General features: G+C 70.4%; 12 protein-coding genes. 7 read left to right on the forward strand and 5 right to left on the reverse strand.

Translation table 11 applies throughout. The annotated features are described in order from the left end of the window. Positions 1–79: 79 nt before the first annotated feature. Entirely contained in the window at positions 80–1705 is a 1626-nt protein-coding gene (gene groL, locus ACFYOY_RS23310; protein WP_093463918.1) for a chaperonin GroEL, read from the forward strand. Positions 1706–2272: 567 nt separating this feature from the next. Here the strand turns inward: groL and ACFYOY_RS23315 are convergent. Both ACFYOY_RS23315 and ACFYOY_RS23320 read right to left on the reverse strand, forming a co-directional pair. After that, complete coding sequence (locus ACFYOY_RS23315) at positions 2273–3046, reverse strand: SDR family oxidoreductase (RefSeq protein ID WP_351896734.1); 774 nt, start codon at positions 3044–3046, stop codon at positions 2273–2275. An 83-nt stretch (positions 3047–3129) separates the two neighbouring features. Beyond that, on the reverse strand, positions 3130–3798 hold the full coding sequence (locus ACFYOY_RS23320; protein ID WP_351896739.1) for an MOSC domain-containing protein: 669 nt from the start codon (positions 3796–3798) through the stop codon (positions 3130–3132). 80 nt (positions 3799–3878) lie between these two features. On the opposite strand from ACFYOY_RS23320, the gene ACFYOY_RS23325 reads away from it, so the two are divergent. Continuing rightward, positions 3879–4781, forward strand: coding sequence for a LysR family transcriptional regulator (locus ACFYOY_RS23325; RefSeq protein ID WP_351896742.1), 903 nt, complete (start codon positions 3879–3881; stop codon positions 4779–4781). A gap of 84 nt (positions 4782–4865) precedes the next feature. On the opposite strand, the gene ACFYOY_RS23330 is transcribed toward ACFYOY_RS23325, so the two are convergent. Beyond that, positions 4866–5180: a WhiB family transcriptional regulator gene (locus ACFYOY_RS23330; protein WP_014054233.1), complete on the reverse strand. Its 315-nt coding sequence runs from the start codon at positions 5178–5180 to the stop codon at positions 4866–4868. Between the two features lie 408 nt (positions 5181–5588). Between ACFYOY_RS23330 and ACFYOY_RS23335 the strand changes: the two genes are divergently transcribed. The 4 genes from ACFYOY_RS23335 (at position 5589) to ACFYOY_RS23350 (ending at position 9973) form a co-directional block, all read left to right on the forward strand. Then, complete coding sequence (locus ACFYOY_RS23335) at positions 5589–6200, forward strand: response regulator transcription factor (RefSeq protein WP_003948568.1); 612 nt, start codon at positions 5589–5591, stop codon at positions 6198–6200. A gap of 290 nt (positions 6201–6490) precedes the next feature. After that, on the forward strand, positions 6491–7102 hold the full coding sequence (locus ACFYOY_RS23340; RefSeq protein ID WP_243979620.1) for a sigma-70 family RNA polymerase sigma factor: 612 nt from the start codon (positions 6491–6493) through the stop codon (positions 7100–7102). 156 nt (positions 7103–7258) lie between these two features. Beyond that, positions 7259–8761 carry an IMP dehydrogenase gene (gene guaB / locus ACFYOY_RS23345; protein ID WP_351896746.1) on the forward strand — a complete coding sequence of 501 codons (1503 nt, stop codon included), beginning with the start codon at positions 7259–7261 and terminating at the stop codon, positions 8759–8761. Between the two features lie 84 nt (positions 8762–8845). Then, positions 8846–9973 (forward strand): GuaB3 family IMP dehydrogenase-related protein, encoded by a 1128-nt coding sequence (locus tag ACFYOY_RS23350; RefSeq protein ID WP_351896752.1) that lies wholly within the window; start codon positions 8846–8848, stop codon positions 9971–9973. Between the two features lie 126 nt (positions 9974–10099). Here ACFYOY_RS23350 and ACFYOY_RS23355 read toward each other — a convergent pair whose 3' ends face one another. Continuing rightward, complete coding sequence (locus ACFYOY_RS23355) at positions 10100–10786, reverse strand: hypothetical protein (protein WP_351896758.1); 687 nt, start codon at positions 10784–10786, stop codon at positions 10100–10102. 209 nt (positions 10787–10995) lie between these two features. Beyond that, positions 10996–11439: a hypothetical protein gene (locus tag ACFYOY_RS23360; protein WP_351896764.1), complete on the reverse strand. Its 444-nt coding sequence runs from the start codon at positions 11437–11439 to the stop codon at positions 10996–10998. An 89-nt stretch (positions 11440–11528) separates the two neighbouring features. On the opposite strand from ACFYOY_RS23360, the gene ACFYOY_RS23365 reads away from it, so the two are divergent. Continuing rightward, positions 11529–12686: a rod shape-determining protein gene (locus ACFYOY_RS23365; protein WP_351896770.1), complete on the forward strand. Its 1158-nt coding sequence runs from the start codon at positions 11529–11531 to the stop codon at positions 12684–12686. The last annotated feature ends 317 nt before the right edge of the window (positions 12687–13003 follow it).

Genomic DNA, 13003 nt, shown 5'->3' on the forward strand with positions numbered 1-13003 from the left:
TGCCTATGAGCCGCGCCCCGGTGCCCGCGTCTGAAACCGGGGTCGGGGCGCGGTTCGTTTGAGAGGACATACGCAACTCATGGCGAAGATCCTGAAGTTCGACGAGGACGCCCGTCGCGCCCTCGAGCGCGGCGTCAACAAGCTTGCGGACACCGTCAAGGTGACGATCGGCCCCCGTGGTCGCAACGTCGTCATCGACAAGAAGTTCGGTGCTCCGACCATCACCAACGACGGTGTCACGATCGCCCGCGAGGTCGAGGTCGAGGACCCGTACGAGAACCTGGGCGCCCAGCTCGTCAAGGAGGTGGCGACCAAGACCAACGACATCGCGGGTGACGGCACCACCACCGCGACCGTGCTGGCCCAGGCCCTGGTCCGCGAGGGCCTGAAGAACGTGGCCGCCGGCGCCTCCCCGGCCGCCCTCAAGAAGGGCATCGACGCGGCGGTCAAGGCCGTCTCGGACGACCTGCTGGCCACCGCCCGCCCGATCGACGAGAAGTCCGACATCGCCGCCGTGGCCGCGCTGTCCGCGCAGGACAAGCAGGTCGGCGAGCTGATCGCCGAGGCGATGGACAAGGTCGGCAAGGACGGTGTCATCACCGTCGAGGAGTCCAACACCTTCGGACTGGAGCTCGACTTCACCGAGGGCATGGCCTTCGACAAGGGCTACCTCTCGCCGTACATGGTCACCGACCAGGAGCGGATGGAGGCCGTCCTCGAGGACCCGTACATCCTGATCCACCAGGGCAAGATCGCCTCGATCCAGGACCTGCTGCCGCTCCTGGAGAAGATCATCCAGGCCAACGCCAGCAAGCCGCTGCTGATCATCGCCGAGGACGTGGAGGGCGAGGCCCTCTCGACCCTCGTCGTCAACAAGATCCGCGGCACCTTCAACGCCGTCGCGGTGAAGGCCCCGGGCTTCGGTGACCGCCGTAAGGCCATGCTCGGCGACATCGCCACCCTTACGGGCGGCACCGTCATCGCCGAAGAGGTCGGCCTCAAGCTGGACCAGGTCGGTCTGGACGTGCTGGGCACCGCCCGCCGCGTGACCGTCACCAAGGACGACACCACGATCGTCGACGGTGGCGGCAAGAGCGACGAGGTCACCGGCCGCGTCAACCAGATCAAGGCCGAGATCGAGGCCACGGACTCCGACTGGGACCGCGAGAAGCTGCAGGAGCGGCTCGCGAAGCTGGCCGGCGGCGTCTGCGTGATCCGCGTGGGCGCGGCCACCGAGGTCGAGCTCAAGGAGAAGAAGCACCGTCTGGAGGACGCCATCTCCGCGACCCGCGCCGCGGTCGAGGAGGGCATCGTCTCCGGTGGTGGCTCCGCGCTGGTCCACGCCGCGAAGGTGCTGGAGAACAGCCTGGGCCTCGAGGGCGACGAGGCCACCGGTGTCGCGGTGGTCCGCCGCGCCGCGGTCGAGCCGCTGCGCTGGATCGCCGAGAACGCCGGTCTCGAGGGCTACGTCATCACCTCGAAGGTCGCCGAGCTCGAGAAGGGCCACGGCTACAACGCGGCCACCGAGGAGTACGGCGACCTGGTGAAGGCCGGCGTCATCGACCCGGTCAAGGTCACCCGCTCCGCGCTGGAGAACGCGGCGTCGATCGCCTCGCTGCTGCTCACCACCGAGACGCTGGTGGTCGAGAAGCCGGCCGAGGAAGAGGCTGAGGCCGGGGGCCACGGCCACGGTCACGCGCACTGACGCACTGGCGTTTTGCCACGCCGTTGCTGTGCGAAGGCGCGGCCGCCCTGGGGGCGGCCGCGCCTTCGTTGTTCGCCGGCGTTGTGGCGTGTGCGGGTGCGTGGGTGGTGTGCCGGGGGCGGGGCCTCCGGTGCGGCGCCCTGGACCGCATATTTACGGGGCCGGTGCCCGGGGGCGTGGGGTGGGCCGGGGGTTGGCGCCACACATATGCGAAAGCGTCCAGGACACCGCCCCTGCGACCCGGCTCCCTCCCGTCTCACTCGTGGCTCCCCGCCGGTGGTGGGAGTTCAGCCTCTCCGGCGTTTGAGGAGCGGGTCCGGGGCTGAGTCCCGGCGGGGGCGAGGGGCGGAGTCCCTCGTTTCGGGAAGGGGCGGGGTGGGGGGCTTTCCGCCCCAGGCGCCCACGGTCCGCACTCGGTATTCGTCCCCGGGGCCGGGTGCCGGGTGGGGTGCGGCCCCTCCCGTCCCGTCGCTTGCGGCCCCCCGCCGGTGGCCCAGGGAGCCCGTCCGTTCCGTGTGCGGCCCCGGGGGCGCTGGTGCGGTTTCGGGGTGGGTAATCCCGGGAGGACTATGCCTTCGCCGGGGGGCGGCCGACCTTGGAGGAGAGGGTGGAGAGGGCCGAGCGTGGGGCCAGCTTGGCCAGGCTTGTCATCGCCTTGTAGCGCGGGTCCGGGATGGACAGCGACTTGCCCCGGGCGAAATCCTTCAGGGCCGCCGTGACCAGCCGGTCCGCGTCCAGCCACATCCAGCTCGGCACGCTGTCCCGCTTGATTCCCGCTCGCGCGTGGAACTCCGTACGGACGAACCCCGGGCACAGCGCCATCAGCCGTACGCCCGCGCCCGCCAGGTCCTTCGCCGCGCCCTGCGTGAACTGGACGACCCACGCCTTGCTCGCCCCGTACGTTCCGCGCGGGAAGAAGGCCGCGATCGACGCCACGTTGATCACCCCGCCGCGGCCGCGGCTGCGCATCGTTTCGGCGCCCGCGCTGGTCAGCCGCAGTACCGCCTCGCAGTGCAGCTTCAGCATCCGCAGCTCATCGGCGATCGGCACCTCCAGATAGCGGTCGCGGTTGCCGAAACCGGCGTTGTTGACGAGTAGATCGACCGGATGGGTGCGGTCCCTGAGCCGGGCCTCGACCGCAGCGATCCCGTCATCCTCGGACAGGTCCGCCACCAGCACGTCGGCCTCCACGCCGTGCCGGTCGTGCAGATCCGCCGCCTGCTCCCGCAGCCGCTTCTCGTCGCGTGCGACGAGCACCAGATTGTGCCCGTCGGCGGCGAGCCGGCCCGCGAAGGCGGCCCCGATGCCCGCGGTGGTTCCGGTAATCAATGCAGTCGTCATACACGCACGTTATCGGCCACGGCAGGCCCCGGCGGACCGCCGAGCGGGACCGCGAGCGATCTGGGTCGGAATGAACACTTCCGTCAGCTGGACCGGTACGTGAGGGCGGCCTCCCGCGCCTCCGGATGCAGTGCGTCGCCCGCCGCCAGCACCCTCGGCAGCAGCTCCCGCTCCGTGGTCTCGGCGCGGAAGAGGAAGGCGACCGTCACCTCGTGGTCGGGCCGGTGCACGATCTCGACGGGGTCGCCCGAGCGGATCTCGCCGGGTTCGAGCACCCGCAGATACGCCCCGGGGACGGCGGCCTGGGTGAACCGCTTGACCCATCCCCGCTCGCCCAGCCACCCCGCGAAGGTACGGCACGGGATGCGCGGTGAGGTCACCTCCAGCAGCAGCTCGCTCCCCACCCGCCAGCGCTCGCCGATGAGGGCGCCGCTGACGTCGATGCCGCTGGTGGTGAGGTTCTCGCCGAAGACGCCGTTGGCCAGCTCGCGGCCCAGTTCCTGTTCCCAGACGTCGAGATCCTCCCGGGCATAGGCGTAGACCGCTTGGTCGTCGCCGCCGTGGTGGCGGGTGTCGCAGACCGTGTCACCGGACAGACCACTGGCGCCCTGGCCCTTCGGCCCCGGGGCCGCGACCCGTACCGGGCGCTCGACGGGACGCTTGTCGATACCGGTGCCGGCGGGGCAGTCGGTGTAGCCGGTCGGCGTCGCGCGGCCCAGATTCACCGTGAGAACGGCTGGAGTATGCAGCATGACCGCACCGTAAGGCAGTGCGGTCAAAGCGTCGACGTAATATCCCGGCCCATCCCCAAGGGTCGCTTATGCTCGGAGGCATGATCGAGGCCCGTCATCTCAGGGTGCTGCGCGCGGTGGCCGCCACCGGCTCCTTCTCCGCCGCCGCCCGTGAGCTGGGCTGCACCCAGCCCGCCGTCAGCCAGCAGATGAAGGCCCTGGAGGGCGCCGCGGGCACCCCGTTGCTGATCCGCAGCGGGCGGGAGATGCGGCTGACCGAGGCGGGCCGGGCGCTGGTGCGGCATGCCACCGGGATCCTGGCCGGGCTGACCGCCGCCGAGGAGGAGGTCGCGGCGATCGCCGGGCTGCGGGCGGGCCGGGTACGGCTGGTGTCCTTCCCCAGCGGCAGTTCGACCCTGGTGCCCATGGCGCTCGCCGGGATGCGCGCGGCGCATCCGGGGACGAGGGTCTCGCTCGTGGAGGCCGAGCCGCCGGGCTCGGTGGAGATGCTGCGCTCGGGCGACTGCGAGATCGCGCTGGCCTTCCGCTATCCGCAGATGAGCGAGGAGGCTTCAGGTGAGTGGGACGACCTGGTCCTGCGGCCGCTGCTGAACGACCGGCTGGTGGGCGTGGTCCCGGAGGGGCACAAGCTCGCGGGCGCCGGGGCGGTGGGGATCGCCGAGCTGGCCGGGGAGCCGTGGATCGCGGGCTGCCCGCGCTGCCGGGGGCATCTGGTGGAGGTGTGCGAGTCCGAGGGGTTCACGCCGCGGATCGATTTCGCGACGGACGACTATCCGACCGTCATCGGCCTGGTCGGGGCCGGGCTGGGGGTCGCGGTGCTGCCCGAGCTGGCGCTGGAGTCCGTACGGGCCAAGGGCGCCACGACGCTGGAGGTGGAACCGGCGGTGCGCCGGGAAGTGGTGGCGCTGACCCTGCCCGACCTCGCCCGCGTCCCGGCGGTGGCGGCGACGCTGGACCGGCTGGAGCAGGCGGCCCGCAGGTGAGCGGCGGGCGTTCGCGCCCCATCGCACTTGCGGCGGGTGGTGGCAGAAGGAACGTTTCCTCGATTGGCTGCGACCGGGCTCCGATCAGGATCCGGGGGCCCCGGTGCCGGCGACCGCGCGGTGGCGTGCCCGCCCCATGAGCTCCTCGCGCTCGTCCTCGGTCAGTCCGCCCCACACTCCGTAAGGCTCGCGTACGGCAAGGGCGTGCGCGGCGCACTGCGCTCGTACCGGGCAGCGCATGCACACCTCTTTCGCCGACATTTCGCGTGCGCTGCGGGCAGCGCCGCGCTCCCCCTCCGGGTGGAAGAAGAGCGAGCTGTCGACCCCGCGACACGCGGCCAGGAGCTGCCAGTCCCACAGGTCGGCATTCGGGCCGGGAAGACGGGAGAAATCTGCCATTGCCTTATCTCCTCGATGCGATCGGCTGCGGACGCTGCGTCCTGGGTCGTACACCTACGGTGTAAGTAGATGTAAATATGACTCATTGCGAATCTAGCCACATAGACCGGCAAATTGGAAGCAAGGTCGCCAAATGCCACCGAAGGGACTGCCTCGGGGGCTGTCCTATGGGGGAGACGCGAAGGGCGCGACCTGTGCGACGAAGCTGCTCCGTGTCCGAACCCTCACGTAGAGTGTCGAAGGTGGCCGCCGAACCCCGTAACTCTTTCGGGTGACCGTCGTTGAGAGTGCGGAGGCGGTTGATGGGTAAAGCTCTCGGACAGATATCCGGGGCTGTCAATCGCTCAGGTGACGATATGTACCAGCCTGGAGGCTCAAGGTGACGCGCATCAGCTGCGGAGGACGGCCATGACATCCGTCCTCGTCTGCGACGACTCCCCGCTTGCCCGAGAGGCGCTGCGCCGTGCGGTGGCGACCGTGCCCGGCGTCGAGCGTGTGACGACGGCGGCCAACGGCGAGGAAGTCCTCCGCCGCTGGGGCGCCGACCGCTCGGATCTGATTCTGATGGACGTACGGATGCCCGGTCTCGGTGGTGTCGAGACCGTGCGGCGGCTGCTCTCCGCCGACCCGGGCGCCCGGATCATCATGCTCACGGTCGCCGAGGACCTCGACGGCGTCGCGCTGGCCGTGGCCGCCGGCGCCCGTGGCTATCTGCACAAGGACGCCTCGCGCGCCGAGCTGCGCGCCACCGTGACACAGGCGCTCGCCGACCCCACCTGGCGGCTGGCCCCGCGCCGGCTGCGCTCGGCCGAGATGGGCGCCGCGCCCACCCTCACCGCGCGGGAGATCCAGGTGCTCGAGGGCATGAGCCACGGCCGCTCCAATGCGGAGATCGGCCGAGAGCTGTTCCTGTCCGAGGACACGGTCAAGACGCACGCACGCCGGCTGTTCAAGAAGCTCGGCGCGTCCGACCGGGCCCATGCGGTGGCCCTCGGGTTCCGCTGGGGTCTGGTCCGCTGACTCGGCCACGACCGTTCTGACGTGCTGCGCAGCGGGGGCGCTACGGTCCCCGCCCGCCGGGTGGCGGGCGGGGCGAGAGCGTGCGCGGTGGGCCCTGTTGTGGTGGCCTGTATCAGTTCCCCGCGCTATGCCGCATCCTTGAAGGTGTGGAGTTCCTCGGGGACGAGTCGGTCGGGCGTGAGGGGAGAGCGCAGGACGTGACGACAGCCGGCGCACCTGCTCATAACGCTTCAGCGCACAACTACGGACGCGGTGCCACGGAGCCACCGGGCCCGAGGCACCATGGATGGATGCCGCGCGACGATGAGAACCCAGGAGCCGCCAAGGGCGCTCCCGGGGGCACGGGGCCGATTGGCGCCCTCGTCGGGCGCGCCGTCGAAGGGGACGAGCAGGCCACGCACGACCTGCTGGCCCTGGTCCATCCGCTTGCCCTGCGGTACTGCCGCACGAGGCTGTCCCGACTTCCGGGTGATGCCCGCCACTTCGTGGACGACCTGGCGCAGGAGGTCTGTCTCGCGGTGCTGTGCGCGCTGCCGCGCTACCGGGACACCGGAAAGCCCTTCGAGGCGTTCGTCGTGGCCATCGCCTCCCACAAGGTCGCCGATCTGCAGCGGGCCGCCATGCGCCACCCCGGCTCCACGGCCGTCCCCTCGGACGAGATGCCGGAGCAGCCGGATGATTCGCTGGGGCCCGAGGAGCGTGCGCTGCTCAGCAGCGACGCGGAATGGGCCAAGAAGCTCCTGGCCAACCTTCCGGAGAACCAGCGCGAGCTGGTGCTGCTGAGGGTCGCGGTCGGGCTGACGGCGGAGGAGACCGGGCAGATGCTCGGCATGTCCCCCGGAGCGGTGCGGGTCGCCCAGCACCGGGCCCTGAGCAGGCTGCGCGCGCTGGCCGAGCAGTGAGCCGAGGGCCTGCCGGTCCCCGGTCCCGCTCTTACCTCGTTGTGCCTTCCGTATTCAGCAGCCCACTGAGAAGTTATCCACAGGGCGGAATGAGGCACTCGGGGAGCCCGTTAGCATGGGAGTCCGCGCTGGGGCAAGACCATTTGGAAGGGTGTCATGACTGACAACGTCGACGGAGTGCCTGAGAAGTTCGCCATGCTCGGGCTGACGTACGACGACGTGCTGCTGCTGCCGGGCGCCTCCGAGGTGCTGCCGAACGCGGTCGACACCTCGTCCAGGGTCTCTCGGAACGTCCGGGTGAATGTGCCCCTGCTGTCCGCCGCCATGGACAAGGTCACCGAGTCCCGGATGGCCATCGCCATGGCCCGGCAGGGCGGGGTGGGCGTGCTCCACCGCAATCTGTCCATCGAGGACCAGGCCAACCAGGTCGACCTCGTCAAGCGCTCCGAGTCCGGCATGGTCACCGACCCGATCACGGTCCGGCCGGATGCCACGCTGCACGAGGCGGACGCGCTGTGCGCGAAGTTCCGCATCAGCGGTGTGCCGGTCACGGACGCGGCGGGCAAGCTGCTCGGCATCGTCACCAACCGTGACATGGCCTTCGAGGTCGACCGGGGCCGTCAGGTCCGCGAGGTCATGACCCCGATGCCGCTGGTCACCGGCAAGGTGGGGATCTCCGGCGAGGACGCGATGCAGCTGCTGCGCCGCCACAAGATCGAGAAGCTGCCGCTGGTCGATGACGCGGGCCTGCTCAAGGGCCTGATCACGGTCAAGGACTTCGTGAAGGCCGAGAAGTATCCCCACGCGGCGAAGGACGCGGGCGGCCGGCTGGTCGTGGGCGCCGCCGTCGGCGTCGGCGACGAGGCGTACGAGCGGGCGCAGGCGCTGGTCGAGGCCGGCGCCGACTTCCTGGTCGTGGACAGCGCACACGGCCACAGCCGGGGCATCCTCGACATGATCGCCAAGGTCAAGTCGAATGTCTCGGTCGATGTGGTGGGCGGCAATGTCGCCACCCGGGACGGCGCCCAGGCACTGATCGACGCGGGGGTGGACGGGGTGAAGGTCGGCGTCGGCCCGGGCTCCATCTGCACCACGCGTGTGGTCGCGGGCATCGGCGTGCCGCAGGTGACGGCGATCTACGAAGCGGCGCGGGCCTGCCATGCGGCCGGGGTGCCGCTGATCGGCGACGGCGGTCTGCAGTACTCGGGCGATATCGCCAAGGCGATCGCCGCCGGTGCGGACACGGTGATGCTGGGCAGCCTGCTGGCCGGCTGCGAGGAGTCGCCGGGCGAGATGGTCTTCATCAGCGGCAAGCAGTTCAAGTCCTACCGGGGCATGGGTTCGCTGGGCGCGATGCAGACGCGCGGCCAGGCCCGCTCGTTCTCCAAGGACCGCTACTTCCAGGACAATGTGCTCTCCGAGGACAAGCTGGTCCCCGAGGGCATCGAGGGCCAGGTGCCCTACCGCGGTCCGCTGGCCTCGGTCGCGCACCAGCTGGTGGGCGGTCTGCGGGCGTCGATGGGCTATGTCGGCTCGGCCAATGTGGCGGAGCTGAAGGAGAAGGGCCGCTTCGTGCGGATCACCTCGGCGGGCCTCAAGGAGAGCCACCCGCACGACATCCAGATGACCACCGAGGCGCCGAACTACTCCGGCCGTTGACCCGCGCCGTTCACCCGGGCGACCCTGCGCAGGTTCGGGCAGGGATACTGGGACGGCTGTTCGTGAACAGGGAAAGGCACCCACGTGACTGAGATCGAGATCGGGCGCGGCAAGCGCGGCCGCAGGGCGTACGCGTTCGACGACATCGCCGTTGTGCCGAGTCGTCGCACCCGGGACCCCAAGGAGGTCTCGATCGCCTGGCAGATCGACGCCTACCGCTTCGAGCTGCCGTTCCTGGCCGCGCCGATGGACTCGGTGGTCTCGCCCCGCACCGCGATCCGCATCGGTGAGCTCGGCGGCCTCGGGGTGCTGAACCTGGAAGGGCTCTGGACCCGTTACGAGGACCCGGAGCCGCTGCTCGCGGAGATCGCCGAGCTGGACGAGCGCACCGCGACCACCCGGATGCAGGAGATCTACGCCGAGCCGATCAAGGAGGAGCTGATCGGCCAGCGCCTGAAGGAGGTGCGGGACGCGGGCGTGGTGACCGCCGCCGCCCTGTCCCCGCAGCGCACGGCGCAGTTCTCCAAGGCCGTGGTGGACGCGGGCGTCGACATCTTCGTGATCCGCGGGACGACGGTCTCCGCCGAGCATGTCTCCGGCGCCGCCGAGCCGCTCAACCTCAAGCAGTTCATCTATGAGCTGGACGTCCCGGTGATCGTGGGCGGCTGCGCCACCTACACGGCCGCGCTGCATCTGATGCGCACCGGCGCCGCCGGTGTGCTGGTGGGCTTCGGCGGCGGCGCCGCGCACACCACCCGCAATGTGCTGGGCATCCAGGTGCCGATGGCGACGGCGGTCGCCGATGTCGCCGCCGCCCGCCGGGACTACATGGACGAGTCCGGCGGCCGCTATGTGCATGTGATCGCCGATGGCGGCGTCGGCTGGAGCGGCGACCTGCCCAAGGCCGTCGCCTGCGGCGCGGACGCGGTGATGATGGGCTCCCCGCTGGCGCGGGCCACGGACGCACCGGGCCGCGGTCACCACTGGGGCATGGAGGCCGTGCACGACGAGGTGCCGCGCGGCAAGCGGATGAACCTGGGCACGGTGGGCTCCACCGAGGAGATTCTCCTCGGCCCCTCCTCCATCCCCGACGGTTCGATGAACTTCTTCGGTGCGCTGCGCCGGGCCATGGCCACGACCGGCTACTCGGAGCTGAAGGAGTTCCAGCGGGTCGAGGTCACGGTCGCCCCGTCGGCCCGCAACAAGAGCTGAGTCCGCTCCACGGCTGAGTGTTCTTCACGGCTGGACGTTCTTCAGCAAGGGGAAGGCCCCGACCGCAGCGCGGTCGGGGCCTTCCTTTGTCTCGCCTGTGTCGCTGTGTGCGCGTCGCGCGTGGGGTCAGCGGTTGCTGATCCGGTAGGCGGTGCTGACCGCGGCGACCGGCGCGAGCGCCATGAAGATGTAGGTCAGCGCGTCCGAGTCTTCCTTCCACGACTTCCACAGGTCGCTGAAGTGGTCGAAGAAGATCTCGTTCGAGGAGAGCACCTGGCTGCTGGCGCCGCCGCCGATCTTGTCGGCGTAGTTGCTCATCACATCGTGCAGGATCATCGCGTAGCCGTAGAGCTCACCGAGGAACACCGCGGCCAGGGCCAGCACCGCGCCGACCACCCACAGTCCCGTGTTGCGGCCGCCCAGCTTGGCGATCGCCAGACCGATGAGCGCACCGACGACCACACCGGCGTAGGCGAACTGCGTGACCTCCGGCGGGGTCTTGTCCGTGTCCGCCATCGCGCTCAGCAGGAACGCGTAGAGGAACGCGCCGACGAGAGTGGCCACGAGGGCGGCACCCACCGCCAGCATCGGGTTGCCCGGGCGGCCGACCGGCGGCGCGGGCGGCGGGAAGCCGCCGCCGTACTGCGGCTGGGGCTGCTGCGGCTGCTGGGGCTGCGCCTGCGGGTAGCCGTAGCCCGGCTGCGGGGTGCCGTAGCCACCGGCCTGCTGGGGCGGGGCGGGCTGCTGCGGGTAACCGCCGGGCTGCTGTGGGTAGCCACCCGGCTGCTGTGGCTGCTGCCAGTTCTGGCTCATGAAATTCCCCCGGGGATGAAGGTGTTGAGACCGCGTTCCGGGGACAGCCGAGCTGATGAGCGGCTGCGGACTGGGAACGCGGATGGAAACTATCGAGCCATAAAAGTAACAGGCAGGCATGACAACCAGACAAGTCGTGTCTGACGTCCGTGACATGGCTGGGACCGGACGGAGACACGCTGGCCCGGCATATGCGGATTCGTCGGCCGCTACTCGGTGATCCGCTTCGCGACGAGGTAACTCTCCGCGCCGGCCACGGCGTAGAAGGTGATGTCGTTGCGCCCCAGGATGTCATCGCGCCAGTGGTCCATGACCAGGCCGAAGTGCCCGATCAGGGTGTCCGCGGTGGGCCAGGAGCTCTCGTCCCCCATCAGCACCGCGACGCCGAGCAGTTGCGCCAGTGAGACGCCGACCACCGCGAGCGGTATGCCGATGAGCGCCAGCAGCGGTGCGCGGCCGCCCAGCTTGCCCAGCGCGGCGCCGGTCAACAGGCCGATGCACAGCGCCCAGTAGCCGACCTCCTGGCCGCGGTGGCCGATTTTCCCCTGGACGAAGCCGAAGACCAGCGCCCCGAGCAGCGCCGCCGCGATGCCCGCCGCGAGACCACGGGCCGGTCGTGGGGCCTGAGCTGCGGAGGGTCCGGACGCGATCATGACCGCAAGGTAGCAGTGGCATGGCCGTACGGTGGTGCGAATGACATCAGTGCCGGGACAGAATCCGGCATAAGCAATAATGTCAACTTATGGCGCAGAACAAGTCGTTCAATGGGCGTGACATGGGTATCGACCTCGGCACCGCCAACACACTGGTGTACGTACGGGGCAGGGGCATCGTGCTCAATGAGCCGTCGGTTGTGGCAGTGAACACAGCCGACGGCAGTGTGCTGTCGGTGGGTTCGGCGGCCAAGGAGACCATGGGGCGGACGCCGACGAACATCGTCGCCGTGCGACCGCTGCGCGATGGCGTGATCGCCGATTTCGAGATCGCCGAGCGCATGCTGCGGTACTTCATCAAGAAGGTGATGGGCAGCCGCCGGCTCGCCCGTCCCCGTGTGGTCGTCTGCGTGCCGTCCGGGATCACGGGCGTTGAGCGGCGCGCGGTGATGGAGGCCGCCACCCAGGCCGGGGCGCGTCAGGTGCATCTGGTCGAGGAGCCCATCGCGGCGGCGATCGGGGCGGGGCTGCCGGTGAGCGAGCCGACCGGCTGCATGGTCGTCGACATCGGCGGCGGTACCACGGAGGTCGCCGTGGTCTCGCTGGGCGGCATCGTCACCGCGCGGTCGGTGCGTACCGCGGGCGACTCCATGGATGTGGCGATCACCTCCTATGTGAAGAAGCAGTACGCGCTGGCGATCGGTGAGCGGACCGCCGAGGAGATCAAGGTCTCCATCGGGTCCGCCTCGCCCGCCGGGTCGCTGTCCGTGCCCCGGGTGTCGGATGCCGTCCGGCGGCCCGAGCGGAATGTCGAGGTGTTCATCCCGGGCCAGAGCGAGGATCCCGAGGACACCCAGGCGCTGCTGCCGCCGGACCGCTGCACCATTCGCGGCCGGGACCAGGCGACCGGGCTGCCCAAAGTGCTCGAACTGACCGCGGACGAGGTGCGGCACGCCCTCTCCGAGCCGGTGGACAGCATCGTCGCGGCGGTACGGTCCACGCTCGACGAGACCCCGCCCGAGCTGGCGGGCGACATCATGGACCGCGGCATCGTGCTGACCGGCGGTGGGGCCCTGCTGCGCGGTCTGGACGTACGGCTGGGGCGCGAGCTGAACATCCCGGTGCTGGTGGCCGACGACCCGCTGGACTGTGTCGCCATCGGCACCGGCCGCTGTGTGGAGGACTTCGCCTCACTGCGCACCGCGATGGACGCACTGCCTCGTCGGCCGGACACGGTGCGGGTGTGATGCCTGGGGGCGGGCCGTGCGGGTGTGATGCTTCCGGGCCGCGCCGCGGGTGTGATGCTTCCGGGCCGCGCCGCGTGGGTGATGCTTCCGGGCCGGTGTGGGGGTGACCTCCGTGGGCCGGACTGTGCGGCTGACGCCCCGGGGCCGCATCGTGCGGGCGTGACGTCGCGGTGCCACAGCCTCGGGATCGGCACCGTACGGGTGTGACGCCCCCCCGGGGCCACGTCGTGCCGGTGTGACGCCCCGGGGCGGGCCCCGCGGGGCCCCAGGGCCGGGGTCTCCCCAGGCCCCTCCCCGGGGCGGGGGCCTTGAGCGTG

Origin of the sequence: Streptomyces sp. NPDC007875 (genome assembly GCF_042868035.1) — a bacterium.
Classification (GTDB): Bacteria; Actinomycetota; Actinomycetes; order Streptomycetales; family Streptomycetaceae; genus Streptomyces; species Streptomyces antimycoticus.

Bases quoted from the DNA above. Each gene is read 5' to 3' on its own strand.
- ACFYOY_RS23335 (WP_003948568.1), top strand. From the start codon at position 5,589: ATGACATCCGTCCTCGTCTGCGACGACTCCCCGCTTGCCCGAGAGGCG.
- ACFYOY_RS23360 (WP_351896764.1), bottom strand. From the start codon at position 11,439: ATGATCGCGTCCGGACCCTCCGCAGCTCAGGCCCCACGACCGGCCCGT.
- ACFYOY_RS23330 (WP_014054233.1), bottom strand. From the start codon at position 5,180: ATGGCAGATTTCTCCCGTCTTCCCGGCCCGAATGCCGACCTGTGGGAC.
- ACFYOY_RS23325 (WP_351896742.1), top strand. From the start codon at position 3,879: ATGATCGAGGCCCGTCATCTCAGGGTGCTGCGCGCGGTGGCCGCCACC.
- ACFYOY_RS23355 (WP_351896758.1), bottom strand. From the start codon at position 10,786: ATGAGCCAGAACTGGCAGCAGCCACAGCAGCCGGGTGGCTACCCACAG.
- ACFYOY_RS23320 (WP_351896739.1), bottom strand. From the start codon at position 3,798: ATGCTGCATACTCCAGCCGTTCTCACGGTGAATCTGGGCCGCGCGACG.
- guaB (WP_351896746.1), top strand. From the start codon at position 7,259: ATGACTGACAACGTCGACGGAGTGCCTGAGAAGTTCGCCATGCTCGGG.
- ACFYOY_RS23315 (WP_351896734.1), bottom strand. From the start codon at position 3,046: ATGACGACTGCATTGATTACCGGAACCACCGCGGGCATCGGGGCCGCC.
- groL (WP_093463918.1), top strand. From the start codon at position 80: ATGGCGAAGATCCTGAAGTTCGACGAGGACGCCCGTCGCGCCCTCGAG.
- ACFYOY_RS23365 (WP_351896770.1), top strand. From the start codon at position 11,529: ATGGCGCAGAACAAGTCGTTCAATGGGCGTGACATGGGTATCGACCTC.
- ACFYOY_RS23340 (WP_243979620.1), top strand. From the start codon at position 6,491: ATGCCGCGCGACGATGAGAACCCAGGAGCCGCCAAGGGCGCTCCCGGG.